The sequence below is a fragment of the Burkholderia torrens genome (assembly GCF_984668525.1).
The window spans coordinates 19,246-39,552 of sequence record NZ_OZ480211.1 but is presented as its reverse complement, the minus strand read 5'-3'; the positions used below and the strand labels follow the sequence as shown (position 1 = coordinate 39,552).

Below are 20,307 nucleotides of genomic sequence, written 5' to 3'. Positions count from 1 at the left end.
GTCGATGCGCACACGATTCTACGCGCCGTGCAGCGGCAGTTGTGTGATGGAGCGGATTGTCGGAGACGATGCGATACCGGGCCGTATATCGCACAACGCATCGGGGCTTCACGCGTTGTTTCGGACCGGAAAAGAAAAACGCCACGCGATGTTGCCGCGTGGCGTTTGTATGTTGGCGAGCCGCATTGCCTGTAGGCAAGTTGTGCTGCCAGACCCCTTCATTTTGTTCGTTGGTAGGCTCGATTGGATTCGAACCAACGACCCCCACCATGTCAAGGTGGTGCTCTAACCAACTGAGCTACGAGCCTAAGAAGCCGCGAATTATAGAGAGGGTTTTGGAGGAGCACAAGCCCCTTCGTGAAAATTTTTTGAATCGTCGTGTGTGGACGCTGACGATCGATGGTGCGTGGCGATGCCGGGAGCGTTGGCTTCACCTGTTCGCATCACAGCAAAACGTGTCGATGCGCTGTGGTGTTATCCACATTCCCCTCTGGATAACCATCCGGCAAGCCTCTGGATTCACAGTGGAACGATTGAGGATATGTCGGCGACGCTGTGAATCGACGAAAAGTTGTTCTGTGCTGCGCGGCGCTGTTCACGTGCCACACCCATGGTTATGCATCCCGCTTCGCGCTGAAAATTCAGTGCGTTACAGAGGTTATCCACTGTGGGGCACAGCGCTTGTTAACTATCACTACGTATATATACGAACCCTGTTAACACCTTTGGATAAGCACAGTCCGTCGACTGTGATCCGCTCAGGATATGCACTGCGTGCGGCGAACAGAGGAACGAATCGGGAAGCTGTGAAGCGCCTGGGGGATACGTGAGCCGTCATGTCTGTAGAATCGCGGGCATCCAGGATGCAAAGGCCCTGCGGATAAGCTCACCGCCCATGACCGATTCTTCGTTGACCCGGCTCGACGCGCTCGATATCGACACAGTCGTACATCGGATGCAGCAACATCCGGGCGACATCGTGTTCGAGCAACGCGTGTCGATACCGGAAGCCGAGGTCCTGTGTTGCCGCTACAAAGGCGAGCGATTCAATGTGAAGTTCGATCTCGACTATGGGGTGTTTGTCGATCGTGTCGGGAAGGTCTCCGACGAAGACATCGCGGAAATCGTTAGATCACTCACGAAGGAGGCGGGGTGATTACAGCGGAAGACGCTGAACGATGCGACAACGGCAGGTGCGATCCGCATCATGGATCGTGTGGCGCGTGTTCTGGTCATGTTTCTTTTCTTGGTCCGACGATTAACCATAACGTCCTGATTAAACGGTAAAATCCCGCCCGACAGAGTCACAGACACCATCCGAGGGTGCTGAAATAAAAAAAGGGCTGCATCATGAACATGCCGGACATCGGCGCCGCGCTTCGCGGCGGCTTGCTTCAGCAGGATCGTTTGCTCAAGTTGGACACCCCGCTGGGGGCCAACACACTTGCCGTACAGCGCGTGGTCGGCCGATCGCAGATCGGCAGGGACTATTCGTTTACGCTCGACGTCGTATCGAGCAATGACAGTCTTGAGCTCAAGAAGCTGATCGCTCAGCCTGCGACGCTTTGGATTCAGCTCGGGAACAATGCATATCGGCCGGTCAGCGGCTACATCTACACAGCGCGCCGGCTTGGCGCGAACGGTGGGTTGACGACCTATCAGTTCGAGTTGCGCGCCTGGATGCACGTGCTCCGGTTTCGCCGAGACGAGAAGATCTGGATCGACAAGAACGTCGAGGAAATCATTTCCGACGTACTTGGCATGCATCCGGAAGCGCGCGGGCGGTTCCGCTTTGCCTTGTCACAGCCTTTGGCGAACCGTTCGTACACGCGACAGAGCGAGACGGACTGGAACCTCGTACATCGGTTGATGGAAGACGAGGGGCTTTACTGCGCATGGCAGCAGGCCGACGACGGCAAGTCGCATACGCTCGTGATCACCGACAACCTGCAGACGTTCGCGCCGCTGTCGCCGGAAATCCTGCGCTTCTACCGCGGCGGGACGGCGGGCGAAGCGGACGCGTTCACGCAATGGTCAGGCACGCGCACGCTGCAGAGTGTGACGCTCACGACGCGCACATTCGACTACAAGAATCCTGCACAGCCGTCGAACCCGAAGGGCACGTCGTTGCCGACGATGGTCGGCCAGGGCGAGTTGCCGGATCAACTCGAAGTCTACGAGTACACCGGCGCTTATACGTATCTGGATCAGGCCCGTGGTGATCACCTGGCGAAGGTAAAGATGGAGGGATGGGAGTCGCAGGCAAAGCGCTTCCATGCCGCGGGCGGCGTGCGCGCGATCGATGCCGGCCGACGCTTCACGCTGGCAGACCATCCCGAGCATGATCGCGATTCCGCCGATCAGCGCGAGTTTGCGGCGATCGAGGTCGCGTGGTGGATCGAGAACAACCTTCCCGTAGCCGGTAGCGATTCGGATTTCCCGCATAGCTTGAAACGCTCGCTCGACCGGACGCGAGCACGTTACGAAAACACGCCTGGGCTTCAGGTATCACATGACGACGGTTCGGTCGGCTTCTATCTCGTCGAAGTCGAGGCGCAGCGTGTAAGCGTGCCGTATCGCAGCCCGTTCGAGCATAAGAAGCCGGAGATGCATCTCGAGACGGCGATCGTCGTCGGGCCGCAGGGCGAGGAAGTCTATACGGACGAGTTGAACCGGATCCGCGTGCAGTTCGTGTGGGACCGCCTGAACCCGGGTAACGAGAATGCATCGTGCTGGGTGCGCGTGGTGCAGTCCGATACCGGCGTCGGCTACGGCGGCGTGCACGTGCCGCGTATCGGCGAGGAAGTGCTGATCGATTATGTGGGCGGCGACTGCGATCGGCCGCTGGCGGTCGGGCGCGTGTACAACGGCGCGAACCAGCCGCAATGGCATAGCGACGGGATCCTGTCCGGCTACCGGTCGAAGGAATATTCGGGCGGCGGCTACAACCAGCTCGTGATGGACGACGCGACCGGGCAGAACCGCGTGCAGCTGATGAGCAGCAGTGCGAACAGCCTGCTGCACCTCGGCTACATCATCGACCAGAACGGCAATTCGCGCGGGTCGTATCTCGGCAGCGGGTTCGACCTGCGATCGGATGCGTACGGCGCGGTGCGCGCGAGCCAGGGCCTGTACGTGACGACGCACCCGAAGGCGGCGAACAGCCAGCCGCTCGACGTGAAGGAAGCGCAACAGCAGCTCGTGACGGGCGAGAGCCTGATCGAGGCGATGTCGGGCGTGAGCGAGCAGCATCAGGCGGAAAGCCTGAAGGACGCGCAGGACACGATGCGCTCGTTCACCGACGCGACGCAGGACAGCAAGTCGGGCAGCGCGTCGGGCGGGCGCACGGCAGGCGGCGGCACGGGTAACGCGAACGCGTTCAAGGAACCGGTGATGCTGTTCGGCAGCCCGTCGGGGATCGGGATGTCGACGCAGCAGTCGGTGCACGTGGTCGCGAACGATCACGTGAACGTGGCGAGCGGGCAGAGCGTGCATGTGGCCGCGGGCAAGTCGCTGATCGGGAGCATCGGGCAGAAGCTGAGCCTGTTCGTGCAGAACGCGGGGATGAAGCTGTTCGCGGGCAAGGGCAAGGTGGAGATCCAGGCGCAGTCGGACAACATCGAGGTGACCGCGCAGAAGGCGGTGAAGGTCGTGTCGGCGACGGATCGCATCGAGATCGCGGCCGATCAGGAAATCCTGCTGACGAGCGGCGGGGCATACATCCGGATCAAGGACGGCAATGTCGAGGTCCATGCGCCCGGAAAGATCGACGTGAAGGGGGCGTCTCATACGTTCGCGGGTCCGGCGAGCATGGGGTATCCGTTGCCGAGTCCAAGGCCGGATCAGCCGGGTCAACTGGAGTTGCTGCATCAGTACGCGAACGGCGAGGGTTTCAAGGGCGGTAAGTTCACGGTGCTGGACGCCAGCGGCGGCGTGTTGCGGGAAGGCTCGCTTGATGCGAAGGGACATACGATCGTGAGCGGCTTGCCGGCCGGCGCCGTGCAGGTCCAGTTCGGCGAGGATCCGCGCAATCAGTACGATCCGTCGAGCGTATTCAAGACGGCGCAATGGCCCGCGAAACCAATGCAGGGAGCGGATCCGACCGCGACGGCGATGTCTCAACTCGGCGGTCTGCTGCCGCCCGGGGCACTACCGGCTGCGACGAAGTTGGCGGCTATCGCGGGGCAGGCCGCGCAAGGCGGTATCGGGAAGGCGTTGAGCGGACAGGCGATGGGGCTCGCGCAGGGGGCACTCGCGAACGTGTTGCCGTCGGGCGCGATGCAGGCAGTGTCGGGGGCGACTCAACTGGCCGGCATGGCGGGGCAGGTTGGCCAGAGCGGCATCGCTCAGGCATTGGGCGGTCAGGCGATGAATCTTGCCAGGGGCGCGCTCACCGGCGCGCTGCCATCGGGCGCCGGCACGGCGCTGTCGCAGGCGGCCCAGCTTGGCGCCGCGGCAAAACAGGTCGGCGCGCTTGCTCAAGCGGCGCGCAGCGCCGTGCCCGCGCTGAGCATGCTCTGACGATCCATTCGCGCGATACGCGTCCTCACATTTTCGAAAAAAGAACAGTCATGACCGCTTCTTCGAATGTCATTCTCCCGAAGCCGACGGAAGTCTACGTTGCGCCGCTGCTGCAAATCGAAACCGTCGACGTCAAGGCGGGCGTCAAGGTGTGTGACCGATGGTTGCGTGCCATCAGCCACGACTTCATCACCATCGAACGGCTCGAGATGGTTGCCAACGCGCTGCCGGTGGTGGCGAACATCATGGCAGCCGTCGATCTCGTGCTCGATATCAAGGACATGATTGAGCATGGGCAGAGCGGCAAGCATCCCGATGTGTTCGATTATCTGAACCTCGGTCTGGACCTGATCGGCATCATCCCGATTCCACCCGGTACGGGCGAATTCCGGATGGGTATGCGTCCGGTGATGAAGCTCGTTCGGCAGAAGGTCGCCGAGAGCGGCAAGGCGCTGGGCGAAGCGACGTTGCAGGTGATGCAGACAGCGCTGCTGCAGGCACTCATCGACAGTCTGAGCGAGCAGTTCGCCGGCCGCATCCAGAGTTTCGTCGACGGCGTGAAGAAAGAGCTGAACAACCTGCTCAAGACCTGTGCCGATTACATCGAGAAATTCATGGACGGCTTCGTGCGCCTGTTCGAGGAGGTGGCGGGCGAGAAGCCGTTGAGCATCGCGCACAATGTGCGGGCGGTGGGACAACATGCGGGCCAGGTTACGTCGGGCTTCGCAGCGCACGATGCTCGCAAGACATTTGCCGGGCTCGGTCATCTGCTCGTCGACTTCGTGAAGATCGAGGCGAAAGAGCTCATCAACACGGGGACGCAGGCAGCGAAAGTGCTCGATCTCAAGTATCGCGAGCCGCTGCTGAACATGGCGAAGACGTTGCGCACGATGATCCCGGTGGTCAAGGAGAAAATCCTCGCGCTGGGCGGCATCGATGCCGGCAAGATCGGCTGGTTGATCAACCTTATCCAGACTGCCATCGACAAGAAGCGCGATGCGTTGCGCAAGCAGAAAGTGCATTCGACTGGCATCAAGGAACAGGGAACGACGAAAGTTCATCGTCATGAAGGTGAGGGACAGAAGGAAACGGTCAGGCATACGGAACCGGCCCAACATCCGGGGCCGAACGACAGCAAGCTGATCTGTCCGCGACCTTCGCCGCCGGTTGCGACGAAGCGTTCGGTGGGATTTGCGCTGGGCGACGAGCGACTCGAGCACCACGATTTCACGTTGCCCGGTGTTCTTCCCATTACATGGACACGGACTTATCGATCGTTTTTCGACGCGAATGATTCGGGCGGAGAGCTTGGTGCACGCTGGATTACGGCATACACCACGCGTATCGATGCGCATCGGGATCGATTGACGTACCACGACGCGACAGGCCGCAGCATCGACTATCCACGGCTTATGCCTGGCGACGCCCATGTCGACCGGAGCGAGGGCGTGACGTTGTTGCGACTCGACGACACGTGGATCACGTTGACGCGGGGACATGAACTGCTTGAGGCCTATGAATTGCGCGGCGACGCATTTCGTCTTGCCTTCGTCAAGGATCAGTCGGGCAACCAGGTCACGCTCGACTACGACGATCGTCATCGGCTGACGCGGTTGATCGCGCCGACCGCGATCGTTGCCTTCCATTACGACGAAAAATGGCGGATCGTCGAGGCGACGCATCATGGTGCCGATGGCAAGCGTATCGATACGCTTGCACGCTATACGTACGGCACGGACGGCGATCTCCTCGTGGCGATCGACCGGAATGGAGGTCGTCGCGAATACGAGTACCGTCACCACCTCATTACACGCTATACGGATCGAACCGACCGTGCGATGAACCTTGAGTGGGACGGTACGGGGCCGAAATCGAAATGCGTCCGCGAGTATGCGGATGACGGCAGCTTTGACACGCGACTTGCATGGCATCCGGACTTCCGCATGGTCAGTGTGACGGACGCGCTCGGCAACGTAACGAAGCATTATTACGATCTGCATGGCTACACGTTCCGCATCGTCCATCCGGATGGTCGAGAGGAATGGATGTATCGGGATGCTTATCACAATCTCGTACAGCATACCTATCCGGACGGTGGTGTTGAACGCATGTCCTATAACGAACACGACAACCTTGTCCGGCATGTTCGTGTCGACGGAAGCGTGACCGAGATGGACTACGACGACAAGGACCATATGGTTCGAATCGTCGATCCCCAGGGTGCCGTGTGGTTGCGTGAATATGACGACGCGGGGCGCGTCACCGTCGAAACCGATCCGCTCGGACACAAGACGACATACAGCTACAACGCACAAGGCTTGCCGGTAGAGGTGACCGATGCCAAGGGTGGCGTCAAGGTCATGTCGTATGACGACGCGGGCCGGTTGATCTCGCATACGGACTGCTCGGGCAAGACGACGACCTGGGCCTATGACGTGCAGGGTCGGTTGACCGAAGAGACGGATGCGTCAGGCAGGGTAACCGCGTATCGATATGGCAGCAACGGGCGGCTCGAAGCAATTCGCACGGCAGCCGGTACTCGACGTGTTCAATACGACGCCGAAGGACGCCTGCTTGCGATCACGGACCCGATGGAGCGTACATCGCGCTACAGCTATGACGTTGCGGGGCGCGTCGCGGTGCGCACCGATGCGCTGGGGAACACGCTGAGTTACGGCTACGACAGGCTCGGGCGCCTGGTGAGGTTGACCGACTCGAATCATGCGACCTATCAGTGCAAGTACGATCCCGTTGGCCGGCTGCTCGAGACGGTCGGCTTCGACGGTACGGAAACGCGCTATGCCTACAGTGACGACACCGGCTATGTATCCGCCATCGATGTAGCCGGGAAGATTACCCACGTCGAATTCGATCGCGGAGGCCGGCTGGTACGACGGACGTGCGATGGTAACGAAGAGCGGTTCGCCTACGATGCACTCGGTCGACTCGTCGACGCGCAAAACGCCTGCAGTCGCATCCAGCATTTCTTCGATCCCGCGGGAAACCTGGTGCGGGAGCATCACGCATATGATCTTTTCGGCGAACAGCGCAGTTACGTCTGGCATCACACGTACGACGAACTGGGCACGCGTATCGGTACGGTGCGGCCGGATGGACACAGGATCGACTGGCTCACGTATGGATCAGGGCACGTCCACGGGATGTTGCTCGACAACGAAGCGCGCGTGAATTTTGAACGCGATGATTTGTATCGCGAAGTTCAACGAACCTACGCGAGCAAGCTCGAACAGCGGACCGAATATGACCCGGCCGGCCGCTTGCTGAACTGGACGCTCCACCGCGAGAAGGCCCCCGCGCCGTTGATGGCCCGGCATTACCGCTACGACGCCGCGAGCCAGATCACCCATATCGAGGACAGCCGGCGAGGGTTGTTCGACTATCGTTACGATCCGGTCGGGCGGTTGATCGAAGCGACCGGGCACGGCAGTGCCGAGCGTTTTGCCTTCGACCCTGCCGGCAACCTTGTCGATGCCGGTAGCCCGGAACATGCGCGCACGTCAGCGGCGCCGAGCCCGGTTCGATCGGTCAGCACGCTGCCTCCTGGGGTGCCGAAAGTGCTCGGCAACCTGCTTAGCGAATATGCCGGTTCGCGCTTCAGTTACGACCCGCAAGGGAACGTCACCGAGAAACGTACACCGGAAAGCGTGCAACGCTTTGAGTGGGATGCGTTCAATCGATTGGTTCGTGCACGAATCGAATCGCCGGCGCGCCAGACCGATGCGCGGTATTTCTACGATGCCGCGGGGAGACGAATCGCGAAGGAGGTCGACGGGATCGCGACGATATTCGGCTGGGACGGCAACCGGCTCGCTTATGAGAGCGATCGCGAGCGCAGTACGCACTACGTGTACGAAGCGAATTCCTTTGTGCCGCTTGCACAATACGTCAGCGTACCTGTCGGCGGGATCCCGACTCCGACGCGTGATGGTTCGGCACGTTATGCGTCCGAAGACGATCCATTGCAGCGGATTCCGGTCTCAGAGGCGGACGCTCACCTGTATTACTACCACTGCGATCAAGTCGGCACGCCATTGATGCTGACCGACGAACTCGGTGAGGTTGTGTGGGAAGCGACTTACAAGGCGTGGGGTGAAGCGAAGGAAATTGTTTCACGCGTCTCGCGCGCATCCGGGCACGCGGTGCGGAACGCGATTCGTTTTCAGGGGCAGCAACTGGATGACGAGACCGGGCTCGCCTATAACCGTCACCGTTACTACGACGCCGCGACAGCACGCTATGTGAGTGCCGATCCCATTGGCTTGTTGGGGGGCGTCAATCAATATCGCTATGTGTTGGCGCCGACCGCGTGGGTCGATCCGCTGGGGCTGAGCGAAGATCCTTGTTGCGGGTGCGGCGGCAAGGCGATTATCCGGCACTACGACACCGATTCGGCGACCGGGCATTACACCGTAGAGGTGGAGAGCGGCTATATGTCGGTTCACACGCATCAGGTGACGGACAAGGCGGCCGGAACCACCAAGATCGTGAACGAGAGGCGCGAACGTTATATGACGGGTGACCCGATTCTGCATACCGCCGAGGTTCCGTTGCCTGACGCAAAGGCAGCCTTGGCCTATCAGCAGGCTCAGATTGGAAAGACGTTTGGTGCCTATGACGAGCGTACGAACAGTTGTGTCGACCATGTCGCGAATGTGCTTCGTGCTGGAGGAGCGGATGTTCCGAAGGGGCCGTTGGGTCAGATGAGATATCTCGGAAAGCTGGGTTTCAAGGCAAAGGTAAAGAAGGAATGAGATATCCGGGCGACCGGATTGGAAATCAAAGGTGAAATGATGCCGCTGGTGAATTGTTCATATCACGGACATGTCGGAGGCGAGCTCGTGACTCGTGCCGTGTCCGACCTCGTCAACGATCGTGGCAACTGGAAGGGCGGCCGCAGGGTCGTGCCGCTAACGCTGGTGCGCGATGAGATCGAGTTTCCGGGCTACATGCTCGAATCCGAAGAGACGAAACTGCTTGAATTGGGTGGGACGCATGAAGGAGGAGGCGTCTATCGGTTCGACGACGACGAGTCGATGGAAACAGCGATCGGATTGTTGACGGCAACGTGTGTTGAATGCCTGAGGGAATTGATTGCCGTGCAGGATGCAGGGTAGGAGTGGCAAGCGCATCGCGGGAGATGGATGACCGGCAATACGCTGCGCGTCGAAGCCGGTGCCGCGCTGCGTGGACCAAGAAGATTGCCGAGCAGGACTGCTCAGTGAAACCAAGATGACCGCATCGAAGTGATCGGCGGCGAATGGCGAAGGTCAGCGATGACGGACACGGTCGAGCAGTACGACATGACGGACGATTCCACCCGGCGCAAGATCTTCTGGCTGCTTCAACGCCTGACGAGCCTGTCGCTCTGGACGCGCAAGCGCGATGCGTTTGCGCGATTTGCGAACGCGTACGAGCATGCAGTGAACACGTGGCCCGCGGATGATCCGGAGCCCATCCAGGACACCCACTTTCCGATCATCGCCGAGATTCTCGCTGCTTACGATCGAGGGCTGCCCGAGCTGGCCCGAGGGAACCGGCACGTCTGGCAGCGCGGTGGGCTGCTGCAGCACGCGTCCAGGCAGTATGACCTTTTGGAGGCCTACTTCTATCCGAATCCCAATTACTGGGATCGCGGTCGACAGGTTGCCCCGTACTCGCCGAAGATCGACGCGCTGGCCCAACTGTTGCACGCATCGGAATACCAGATGGAGTATGCGCCGTTCGGTCTGGAGGGTTATTTCGGAGACCTCGCAAAACTGCGCTCGGCAAGATGGCTGTTGTCCCCGGATGCCTATGCGCGCAACTTCTACAGGCTTTCGTACCCGGTGTTTCCGGACGCGCTGCCCGTGGTTCCGCAAGCGGTGGGCCCGGTCATCTGGACCGGCCGGAAAGTACCTTGCGACGGCATCTGGGAGCCTGTCGTCGTCAAGTGGTCGAGGCGCCCGGGCATCGTGCCGATCGTCATGCCCGGTTTGCGTAATGGTGGTTGCTTCAATTATTTCATTCGGGGCACGCGTGCGCCGGACATCACGGACGATTTCCCGGGAGTGTTCATCCCGACGTGCTGGCGATTGCTGTGGGAAGACCGGCGTTACACGGACGGCGTCGTTCCCGATGAATCGCAGTATTTCCTCGAGCCGCTGCAGGCGTCGCTGACAAACTTGGACCGGTGATATTCGGAGAACACCATGAGCAAGCTGAATTTCGGCACGGCCGATCGGTGTTCGGTCACGCTCAACACCGCGACGCTGCTCGGCCTGAAGGCCGCCTATGAAGACTTTGCGAAGACCGGGCAGGACCTGCGCAACTTCGAGATCTACATCGAGGACGAAGGTGCAGCGAGGGTCGATCCCAAGCCGGAGGATCACGTCATCGGGATTACGTTCATGGCGAAACTGATTCCCGGCATGCGGGGGCTCGGCAACGCAAACCGGCTCGGGAAGTCGATCCATTACGTAGTTTGGCCGGAGACGGGCGAGATTCTAGGGACTTATTTGACCAAGTGACTTCGGAGACGGTGGAGATGATCGGCCTTCGCATGTGGATAACCAAGGCACAAAACGATGCGAAACGCTGTGAAAGCAGAGGGTGAGCGCGCAGCCGGATCGCCGGCCAGGCGTGGATTTCGGTGAATTCTGACCGTGAAGAGCCGAACCGAATGCGCGAGCGCACAACTGGATGGAGACGGCTGACTCGACGACGTGGACGCATGCGGAATATGCGACGTGTCTCGTGCACTTGTCGGCGGCCCGTATGTGGATAACCCCCACACCCGACCAGTCGAATCGCTGTGCATCGAACAGGTGAGCACTTTGCATTCGGCTACGCGAATCTGCCAGAACGCCTTGTCTGACAAGGCTTTGCCGAAATAGAGCGGGTGATATGGAGAGTGCTCGCGCGATCCGCCGTGATTGAATGCCTTGTGGATATCGAGAAGCCAAGACACTCGAAATCCTGTGCAGTCAACGGGTGAGGGTAAGCGAATTCGGTGCGGATGTTCGCGTTATCTTACGGGTTGTGGATATCGCGCACCCAAACAACCCGAAACGCTGTGCCGACCCAAGGTGAGTGAGCCGATCAATGTCCGCATGGAGCATAACCATGATGGATGTGGACATCCTGCTCCGCAGCGACTCGAAACCCTGTGATTCTAAAGGCGAGGGTACCGAACACGCTCCACCGATGTGGAAAACCAGCCGGCAAGGCCAATCGGAACGCTGTGCAATCAACCGATGAGCGCAAGCGTACTCAAGTTCGCCGAGCCACACCGCATAAGGCCCTGCCGGCTACCACCGACCTCCAGCCGGGCGCGCATCGTACCACTCAAGTCTGCTGATCGAGCGCCTGCACGACCGCCTTTTCCCCAAGACTCCCCGCCGGCCCGACCACCGCATAATTGAGCCCGTTCACCGACCCATACCGCGCGAGCAGCGCACCATCCACACGTTGCCCGTTCGGCAGCAGCCGATGTTTCGATTCCGCCGGCCGGAGATAGAAGCTCAGCGTCCGTCCCGCATCATCCTCATAGAGCACCATCGCAGCAGTCGCCCCGCTGTCCGTCGTGAACAACCGCCCACCGACCGGCCTGAACCCCGCCGCGCTCAGATCCGGCAGCCGCGCCGATGCGCCCACGCCTTTGGTGAGCCATCCCTGCAAATCGCTCGCACCGGTCGGCCGGTAATCGACCTTGGCCGTCCGATCGACCACCATCATCTGGTAAGCCTTGACCGCATCGCTCATCGGCGCGATCGGCGGCGCCGCGTTCCACCCGCGCGCCTGCCATCCGCCGAACGTCCCGAGCCCGACGCAGAACACGAACGAAGCCGCCATCGCGAACCGCATCCGCGAGCGCTCGGCCCGTCGGCCGCGAATCGCCGCCGGATCCAGCGCGGGGTTATCGGCCGGCATCCGCACGCTCTCCAGCGCGGCCCGCAACCGCTGCGCGTCCTGCTGCCATTGCTTCACCTGTTCCGCGCGCTCCGGATGCAGCGCGAGATAGCGCTCGACCGCGGCGCGCGCATCGTCGTCGAGCTGGCCGTCGACGTAAGCCTGAAGGTCATGTTCGTTCGGAAGCGTGTTCATTTTTTCATCAACCGCAAGGAAGGAGCAGGAAGTTCGCCGTCGCTGAGCTGGCGCAACGCCTGGCGCGCGCGGGAGAGCCGCGACATCACGGTGCCGATCGGCACCTCGAGCAGGTCGGCGACTTCCTGATAGGTGAAGCCCTCGACCGCGACGAGCAGCAGCAGGCTGCGCTGTTCGTCCGAGAGCCGGCCGAACGCTTCGAGCGTCGCGCGCGCCGTGAATTCGCGTTCGGCGGACGGCCAGTGCGCTTCGTCGTCGTCACGAATGCGGCCGAGCAGCCAGCTGTAGCGCTTCGCGCTGCGTTTCCCGTCGAGAAACTGCCGGTACAGGATCGTGAAGAGCCAGCTGCGCAGCGACGCGTCGTCGCGACGGCTCGTCCAGCGCGACAGTGCGCGCTCGAGCGTCGACTGGACGAGATCGTCGGCCGCGTGGACGTCGCGCGCCAGCCAGAGCGCGAAGCGTCGCAGCCTGGGGATGAGTTCGCGCAATGCATCGTCGTCGAGGGCGGTGGAGGGCATGGCCGGGCCGGTTGCCGAAAGGGTCGTAGATGCCGCGTAGGACGCCGGGCGACATAGATTATTCCCTCCAGCATACGAAAAAATTTTCTGTGGAATAAAGCGGCGCGGGCGGCGTCCTACGCGCGTTCGACAATGATCTGATGATCGGGAGCGCATTCATGAAGCAACCTTCTTCTTCTTCGCCGCAGCGCGAGCCCGGGCGCGGGTGGTGGCGCTGGGCCGTGATCGGCGGCGCGGTGGCCGGCGTGGCCGTCGCGTTCGGTTATGCGGGCGGCTGGCTGGCGCCGGCGCGTCTGACCCCGCACCGGCTCGTCGACGCGCTGCAGACCAACAGCGGCGTCCATCCCGGTTTCCGGCGCAATCACGCGAAGGGCGTGTGCGTGACCGGTTACTTCGAAGGCAACGGCGCCGCGAGCGCGTATTCGGTCGCGCCGTTCTTCAAGGCGGTACGCACGCCGGTGGTCGGGCGCTTCGCGTTGCCGGGCGGGAATCCGTACGCGCCCGACAGCAGCGTGCCGATTCGCAGCCTCGCGCTGAAGCTCACCGCACCGGACGGCGAGCAATGGCGGACCGGGATGAACGCGATGCCGGTGTTTCCGGTGGCGACGCCGCAGGCGTTCTACCAGCAGACGCTCGCGACGCGGCCCGATCCGAAGACGGGCAAGCCCGATCCGGCGAAGGTGAAGGCGTTTTTCGGCGCGCATCCGGAGGCGGGCGCGTTCCTGCAATGGGTGAAGGGTGCGAAGCCGAGCGCGAGCTACGTCACCGAAAGCTATTACGGGTTGAACGCGTTCTACTTCGTCGACGCGGCCGGCAAGCGCCAGGCCGTGCGGTGGCGCGTCGTGCCGGAGCAGGCGGCCGGCGCCGGCGACGTCGCGACGGCCGGAGATCCGAACGTGCTGCAGCGGGACGTGACGCAGCGCATCGCGGCCGGGGCGCAGAAGTGGAAGCTGCTGGTCACGCTGGCGGAGCCTGGCGATCCGGTGGACGACGCGACGAAGGTCTGGCCCGCGCAGCGCACGACGATCGACGCGGGCACGCTCGTGCTCGACCGCGTGGAGGCGCAGGACAGCGGGCCGTGCCGCGACGTGAATTACGACCCGACGGTGCTGCCGCAGGGGATTCAGGTGTCGGGCGATCCGTTGCTGGCGGCGCGGTCGGCCGCGTATGCGGATTCGTATCTGCGGCGCACGAGTGAAGAGGCCGGGGTGGCCGGCGTGGCGCGAGTGAGTGGGGAGGGACGATGATGAAGGCTTCGACGACGTTTAGCTTGCCGGCGCGGGTGCTGCACTGGGTGATGGCTGCGATGATCCTCGCGATGCTGTTCATCGGGGTGGGGATGGTGGCGTCCGTTTCCGGGCGGCACGAGATCCTGGTGGCGATTCACAAGCCGCTGGGCGTGGCTGTGCTGGTGCTGGTGTGCGTGCGGATCGTGGTGCGGGTGCTGTCGAAGCCGCCGGCGTTGCCGGAGGATCTGCCATGGTGGCAGCGGGTGGCCGCGCATGGATCGCATCTGGTGCTGTACGCGCTGATGGTTGCGATGCCGCTGATCGGGTGGGCGATGCTGTCGGCCGGCGGGTATCCGGTGACGCTGGGCGGTGGCGTGCAGCTGCCGGCGATCGTTTCGGCTGATCCGGTGACGTTCGCCTGGCTCAGGGTTGCGCATCGCGTGCTGGCCTATCTGTTCTTCCTGACGTTCCTCGCGCACTTTGCCGCGGCGCTGTATCACGGGCTGATTCGGCGGGACGGCGTGGTGAGGGCGATGGTGGGGCGGTAATCGACGGAAGGTTGCGTGCGATACGGCGGGGCGGTTCACGGGCGACCGGGGCTGTTCCTGTCGTGTCGCTTATATATGAGCAATGGAAGGCTCAGCGGTCCCCGCTATACCATGTCAAAAATATTTCACAAAAAGGGTTGCGGAGATCGGGGCAGATGCATAGAATCACGCCTCTTTCGCGCTAACGGAAACGCGGCGCGGGGGAAGAAGAGGGAAGCGGTGCTGTTGAAGTCGGTTTTATCGATTCCAGTGCTCGCGAAATTAAACCGCAGTCGTCGCAACGAAGTAGTTAAAAAAGTTGTTGACGAGTTTCAAAAAACGGTTGATAATCTCGCTTCTCTGCTGCTGAAAACGCAGCGCTGCTGAGAAACTTCAGGTTCTTCGCAGAATGCTCTTTAAAAATTAACAGCCGATAAGTGTGGGCGCTTGATGGAAGCGAGCTGATCCTCGGATCAGATAGCGAAAGTATCAAGAGTCTCACACTAAAGTAAGTCAGGTTTATGAAGTGATTCATATTCCTGTCAGCTTTGAGTGAGCGACCGGTTCTTGACTGAACCGAAAACAGTAACAGGTTTGAACTGAAGAGTTTGATCCTGGCTCAGATTGAACGCTGGCGGCATGCCTTACACATGCAAGTCGAACGGCAGCACGGGTGCTTGCACCTGGTGGCGAGTGGCGAACGGGTGAGTAATACATCGGAACATGTCCTGTAGTGGGGGATAGCCCGGCGAAAGCCGGATTAATACCGCATACGATCTACGGATGAAAGCGGGGGACCTTCGGGCCTCGCGCTATAGGGTTGGCCGATGGCTGATTAGCTAGTTGGTGGGGTAAAGGCCTACCAAGGCGACGATCAGTAGCTGGTCTGAGAGGACGACCAGCCACACTGGGACTGAGACACGGCCCAGACTCCTACGGGAGGCAGCAGTGGGGAATTTTGGACAATGGGCGAAAGCCTGATCCAGCAATGCCGCGTGTGTGAAGAAGGCCTTCGGGTTGTAAAGCACTTTTGTCCGGAAAGAAATCCTTGGCCCTAATACGGTCGGGGGATGACGGTACCGGAAGAATAAGCACCGGCTAACTACGTGCCAGCAGCCGCGGTAATACGTAGGGTGCGAGCGTTAATCGGAATTACTGGGCGTAAAGCGTGCGCAGGCGGTTTGCTAAGACCGATGTGAAATCCCCGGGCTCAACCTGGGAACTGCATTGGTGACTGGCAGGCTAGAGTATGGCAGAGGGGGGTAGAATTCCACGTGTAGCAGTGAAATGCGTAGAGATGTGGAGGAATACCGATGGCGAAGGCAGCCCCCTGGGCCAATACTGACGCTCATGCACGAAAGCGTGGGGAGCAAACAGGATTAGATACCCTGGTAGTCCACGCCCTAAACGATGTCAACTAGTTGTTGGGGATTCATTTCCTTAGTAACGTAGCTAACGCGTGAAGTTGACCGCCTGGGGAGTACGGTCGCAAGATTAAAACTCAAAGGAATTGACGGGGACCCGCACAAGCGGTGGATGATGTGGATTAATTCGATGCAACGCGAAAAACCTTACCTACCCTTGACATGGTCGGAATCCCGCTGAGAGGTGGGAGTGCTCGAAAGAGAACCGGCGCACAGGTGCTGCATGGCTGTCGTCAGCTCGTGTCGTGAGATGTTGGGTTAAGTCCCGCAACGAGCGCAACCCTTGTCCTTAGTTGCTACGCAAGAGCACTCTAAGGAGACTGCCGGTGACAAACCGGAGGAAGGTGGGGATGACGTCAAGTCCTCATGGCCCTTATGGGTAGGGCTTCACACGTCATACAATGGTCGGAACAGAGGGTTGCCAACCCGCGAGGGGGAGCTAATCCCAGAAAACCGATCGTAGTCCGGATTGCACTCTGCAACTCGAGTGCATGAAGCTGGAATCGCTAGTAATCGCGGATCAGCATGCCGCGGTGAATACGTTCCCGGGTCTTGTACACACCGCCCGTCACACCATGGGAGTGGGTTTTACCAGAAGTGGCTAGTCTAACCGCAAGGAGGACGGTCACCACGGTAGGATTCATGACTGGGGTGAAGTCGTAACAAGGTAGCCGTATCGGAAGGTGCGGCTGGATCACCTCCTTTCCAGAGCTTCTCGCCAAGTTGAGCGCTCACGCTTATCGGCTGTTGATAAAGACAGAAAGACTGTCTGTTAGCGGTTTAAACGGTTATAATGCCGGCCGCTTTCGATAATCATCAATGACAAACATTCGAATGAAGTTTGGTTCGAGTTTTTCTCATTGGCGATTGAGCCAGTCAGAGGATATCAACAGATATCGGCTGTCGTTCTTTAACAATCTGGAAGAAGCAAGTAATTTGGATAGCGGAAGCGTCTTGAGATGGACGTGAAAACTATCCGGGTTGTGATTGTATCGATGTATCTCAAGATGATTCGAACTCTATGTTCGACTTAAATTGGAATACGGCACAACGCGAGAACTCAACCTGTAGCGACTGTCGATGAGACAGACTCGTTATAGGGTCAAGCGAACAAGTGCATGTGGTGGATGCCTTGGCGATCACAGGCGATGAAGGACGCGGTAGCCTGCGAAAAGCTACGGGGAGCTGGCAAACAAGCTTTGATCCGTAGATGTCCGAATGGGGAAACCCACTCCTTTTGGAGTATCCATGGCTGAATACATAGGCCATGTGAAGCGAACGCGGTGAACTGAAACATCTAAGTAACCGCAGGAAAAGAAATCAACCGAGATTCCCAAAGTAGTGGCGAGCGAAATGGGATGAGCCTTGCACTCTTTATTTGTATTGTTAGCCGAACGCTCTGGAAAGTGCGGCCATAGCAGGTGATAGCCCTGTAGGCGAAAACAGTATGAAAGAACTAGGTGTGCGACAAGTAGGGCGGGACACGTGAAATCCTGTCTGAAGATGGGGGGACCATCCTCCAAGGCTAAATACTCGTGATCGACCGATAGTGAACCAGTACCGTGAGGGAAAGGCGAAAAGAACCCCGGGAGGGGAGTGAAATAGATCCTGAAACCGCATGCATACAAACAGTCGGAGCCTCGTAAGGGGTGACGGCGTACCTTTTGTATAATGGGTCAGCGACTTACGTTCAGTAGCAAGCTTAACCGTATAGGGCAGGCGTAGCGAAAGCGAGTCCGAATAGGGCGTTCAGTTGCTGGGCGTAGACCCGAAACCAAGTGATCTATCCATGGCCAGGATGAAGGTGCGGTAACACGTACTGGAGGTCCGAACCCACTAACGTTGAAAAGTTAGGGGATGAGCTGTGGATAGGGGTGAAAGGCTAAACAAACTTGGAAATAGCTGGTTCTCTCCGAAAACTATTTAGGTAGTGCCTCGTGTCTCACCTTCGGGGGTAGAGCACTGTCATGGTTGGGGGGTCTATTGCAGATTACCCCGCCATAGCAAACTCCGAATACCGAAGAGTGCAATCACGGGAGACAGACATCGGGTGCTAACGTCCGGTGTCAAGAGGGAAACAACCCAGACCGCCAGCTAAGGTCCCCAAATATAGCTAAGTGGGAAACGAAGTGGGAAGGCTAAAACAGTCAGGAGGTTGGCTTAGAAGCAGCCACCCTTTAAAGAAAGCGTAATAGCTCACTGATCGAGTCGTCCTGCGCGGAAGATGTAACGGGGCTAAGCTATATACCGAAGCTGCGGATGCGTGCTTTGCACGCATGGTAGGAGAGCGTTCCGTAAGCCTGCGAAGGTGCGTTGAAAAGCGTGCTGGAGGTATCGGAAGTGCGAATGCTGACATGAGTAGCGATAAAGGGGGTGAAAGGCCCCCTCGCCGTAAGCCCAAGGTTTCCTACGCAACGTTCATCGGCGTAGGGTGAGTCGGCCCCTAAGGCGAGGCAGAAATGCGTAGCTGATGGGAAGCAGGTCAATATTCCTGCACCATTGTTAGATGCGATGGGGGGACGGATCGCGGAAGGTTGTCCGGGTGTTGGAAGTCCCGGTCGCTGCATTGGAGAAGGCGCTTAGGCAAATCCGGGCGCGGAATTCAAGGGTGTGGCGCGAGCTCCCTAGGGAGCGAAGCAATTGGAAGTGGTTCCAAGAAAAGCCTCTAAGCTTCAGTCTAACGATGACCGTACCGCAAACCGACACAGGTGGGCGAGATGAGTATTCTAAGGCGCTTGAGAGAACTCGGGAGAAGGAACTCGGCAAATTGGTACCGTAACTTCGGGATAAGGTACGCCCTTGTAGCTTGATGCCCCTGCGGGCAAAGGGTGAAGGGGTTGCAATAAACTGGTGGCTGCGACTGTTTAATAAAAACACAGCACTCTGCAAACACGAAAGTGGACGTATAGGGTGTGACGCCTGCCCGGTGCCGGAAGATTAAATGATGGGGTGCAAGCTCTTGATTGAAGTCCCGGTAAACGGCGGCCGTAACTATAACGGTCCTAAGGTAGCGAAATTCCTTGTCGGGTAAGTTCCGACCTGCACGAATGGCGTAACGATGGCCACACTGTCTCCTCCCGAGACTCAGCGAAGTTGAAGTGTTTGTGATGATGCAATCTACCCGCGGCTAGACGGAAAGACCCCATGAACCTTTACTGTAGCTTTGCATTGGACTTTGAACCGATCTGTGTAGGATAGGTGGGAGGCTATGAAACCGGAACGCTAGTTTCGGTGGAGCCGTCCTTGAAATACCACCCTGGTTTGTTTGAGGTTCTAACCTTGGCCCGTGATCCGGGTCGGGGACAGTGCATGGTAGGCAGTTTGACTGGGGCGGTCTCCTCCCAAAGCGTAACGGAGGAGTACGAAGGTACGCTAGGTACGGTCGGAAATCGTGCTGATAGTGCAATGGCATAAGCGTGCTTAACTGCGAGACCGACAAGTCGAGCAGGTGCGAAAGCAGGTCATAGTGATCCGGTGGTTCTGTATGGAAGGGCCATCGCTCAACGGATAAAAGGTACTCTGGGGATAACAGGCTGATACCGCCCAAGAGTTCATATCGACGGCGGTGTTTGGCACCTCGATGTCGGCTCATCTCATCCTGGGGCTGTAGCCGGTCCCAAGGGTATGGCTGTTCGCCATTTAAAGAGGTACGTGAGCTGGGTTTAAAACGTCGTGAGACAGTTTGGTCCCTATCTGCCGTGGGCGTTGGATATTTGAAGGGGGCTGCTCCTAGTACGAGAGGACCGGAGTGGACGAACCTCTGGTGTACCGGTTGTCACGCCAGTGGCATCGCCGGGTAGCTATGTTCGGAAGAGATAACCGCTGAAAGCATCTAAGCGGGAAACTCGCCTTAAGATGAGATATCCCTGGGGACTAGATCCCCTTGAAGGGTCGTTCGAGACCAGGACGTTGATAGGTCAGGTGTGTAAGCGCAGTAATGCGTTCAGCTAACTGATACTAATTGCCCGTAAGGCTTGATCCTATA

The 20,307-nt window shown here is 59.3% G+C and carries 10 protein-coding genes, 1 tRNA gene and 2 rRNA genes; 10 read left to right on the top strand and 3 right to left on the bottom strand.

Translation table 11 applies throughout. The features are described from left to right. Window positions 1–231: 231 nt before the first annotated feature. Window positions 232–308, bottom strand: a tRNA-Val gene (locus tag AC5LXX_RS00120). Window positions 309–895: 587 nt separating this feature from the next. Here AC5LXX_RS00120 and AC5LXX_RS00115 point away from each other — a divergent pair. The 6 genes from AC5LXX_RS00115 to AC5LXX_RS00090 all read left to right on the top strand — a co-directional run bounded on the left by AC5LXX_RS00115 (window position 896) and on the right by AC5LXX_RS00090 (window position 11,048). Further along, entirely contained in the window at window positions 896–1,156 is a 261-nt protein-coding gene (locus AC5LXX_RS00115; RefSeq protein ID WP_493410127.1) for a hypothetical protein, read from the top strand. A gap of 194 nt (window positions 1,157–1,350) precedes the next feature. Beyond that, the gene (locus tag AC5LXX_RS00110) at window positions 1,351–4,521 is read left to right on the top strand and encodes a type VI secretion system Vgr family protein (RefSeq protein WP_493410126.1); all 3,171 of its coding nucleotides are present in this window, start codon (window positions 1,351–1,353) and stop codon (window positions 4,519–4,521) included. Window positions 4,522–4,571: 50 nt separating this feature from the next. Next, window positions 4,572–9,293 (top strand): RHS repeat-associated core domain-containing protein, encoded by a 4,722-nt coding sequence (locus tag AC5LXX_RS00105; RefSeq protein ID WP_493410125.1) that lies wholly within the window; start codon window positions 4,572–4,574, stop codon window positions 9,291–9,293. A gap of 18 nt (window positions 9,294–9,311) precedes the next feature. Next, on the top strand, window positions 9,312–9,656 hold the full coding sequence (locus AC5LXX_RS00100; RefSeq protein ID WP_493410124.1) for a hypothetical protein: 345 nt from the start codon (window positions 9,312–9,314) through the stop codon (window positions 9,654–9,656). Between the two features lie 159 nt (window positions 9,657–9,815). Continuing rightward, on the top strand, window positions 9,816–10,715 hold the full coding sequence (locus tag AC5LXX_RS00095) for an Imm72 family immunity protein (RefSeq protein WP_493410123.1): 900 nt from the start codon (window positions 9,816–9,818) through the stop codon (window positions 10,713–10,715). 15 nt (window positions 10,716–10,730) lie between these two features. Beyond that, window positions 10,731–11,048 carry a hypothetical protein gene (locus AC5LXX_RS00090; protein WP_493410122.1) on the top strand — a complete coding sequence of 106 codons (318 nt, stop codon included), beginning with the start codon at window positions 10,731–10,733 and terminating at the stop codon, window positions 11,046–11,048. Window positions 11,049–11,865: 817 nt separating this feature from the next. On the opposite strand, the gene AC5LXX_RS00085 is transcribed toward AC5LXX_RS00090, so the two are convergent. Together AC5LXX_RS00085 and AC5LXX_RS00080 are read right to left on the bottom strand one after the other, a co-directional pair. Beyond that, complete coding sequence (locus tag AC5LXX_RS00085; protein WP_493410121.1) at window positions 11,866–12,624, bottom strand: anti-sigma factor family protein; 759 nt, start codon at window positions 12,622–12,624, stop codon at window positions 11,866–11,868. Beyond that, window positions 12,621–13,142, bottom strand: coding sequence for a sigma-70 family RNA polymerase sigma factor (locus tag AC5LXX_RS00080; RefSeq protein ID WP_124454496.1), 522 nt, complete (start codon window positions 13,140–13,142; stop codon window positions 12,621–12,623). The genes AC5LXX_RS00085 and AC5LXX_RS00080 overlap by 4 nt, the downstream gene beginning before the upstream one ends. A gap of 158 nt (window positions 13,143–13,300) precedes the next feature. Between AC5LXX_RS00080 and AC5LXX_RS00075 the strand changes: the two genes are divergently transcribed. The 4 genes from AC5LXX_RS00075 (at window position 13,301) to AC5LXX_RS00060 (ending at window position 20,304) form a co-directional block, all read left to right on the top strand. Then, window positions 13,301–14,389 (top strand): catalase family peroxidase, encoded by a 1,089-nt coding sequence (locus AC5LXX_RS00075; RefSeq protein ID WP_493410120.1) that lies wholly within the window; start codon window positions 13,301–13,303, stop codon window positions 14,387–14,389. Then, window positions 14,386–14,919 carry a cytochrome b gene (locus AC5LXX_RS00070; RefSeq protein WP_124454492.1) on the top strand — a complete coding sequence of 178 codons (534 nt, stop codon included), beginning with the start codon at window positions 14,386–14,388 and terminating at the stop codon, window positions 14,917–14,919. Before AC5LXX_RS00075 ends, AC5LXX_RS00070 begins: the two co-directional genes overlap by 4 nt. 575 nt (window positions 14,920–15,494) lie before the next feature. Then, window positions 15,495–17,027, top strand: a 16S ribosomal RNA gene (locus tag AC5LXX_RS00065). A gap of 395 nt (window positions 17,028–17,422) precedes the next feature. Further along, window positions 17,423–20,304, top strand: a 23S ribosomal RNA gene (locus AC5LXX_RS00060). The 16S and 23S rRNA genes sit together here, the layout of an rRNA operon. The last annotated feature ends 3 nt before the right edge of the window (window positions 20,305–20,307 follow it).

Bases quoted from the DNA above. Each gene is read 5' to 3' on its own strand.
- AC5LXX_RS00105 (WP_493410125.1), top strand. From the start codon at position 4,572: ATGACCGCTTCTTCGAATGTCATTCTCCCGAAGCCGACGGAAGTCTAC.
- AC5LXX_RS00090 (WP_493410122.1), top strand. From the start codon at position 10,731: ATGAGCAAGCTGAATTTCGGCACGGCCGATCGGTGTTCGGTCACGCTC.
- AC5LXX_RS00075 (WP_493410120.1), top strand. From the start codon at position 13,301: ATGAAGCAACCTTCTTCTTCTTCGCCGCAGCGCGAGCCCGGGCGCGGG.
- AC5LXX_RS00085 (WP_493410121.1), bottom strand. From the start codon at position 12,624: ATGAACACGCTTCCGAACGAACATGACCTTCAGGCTTACGTCGACGGC.
- AC5LXX_RS00110 (WP_493410126.1), top strand. From the start codon at position 1,351: ATGAACATGCCGGACATCGGCGCCGCGCTTCGCGGCGGCTTGCTTCAG.
- AC5LXX_RS00115 (WP_493410127.1), top strand. From the start codon at position 896: ATGACCGATTCTTCGTTGACCCGGCTCGACGCGCTCGATATCGACACA.
- AC5LXX_RS00080 (WP_124454496.1), bottom strand. From the start codon at position 13,142: ATGCCCTCCACCGCCCTCGACGACGATGCATTGCGCGAACTCATCCCC.
- AC5LXX_RS00095 (WP_493410123.1), top strand. From the start codon at position 9,816: ATGACGGACACGGTCGAGCAGTACGACATGACGGACGATTCCACCCGG.
- AC5LXX_RS00070 (WP_124454492.1), top strand. From the start codon at position 14,386: ATGATGAAGGCTTCGACGACGTTTAGCTTGCCGGCGCGGGTGCTGCAC.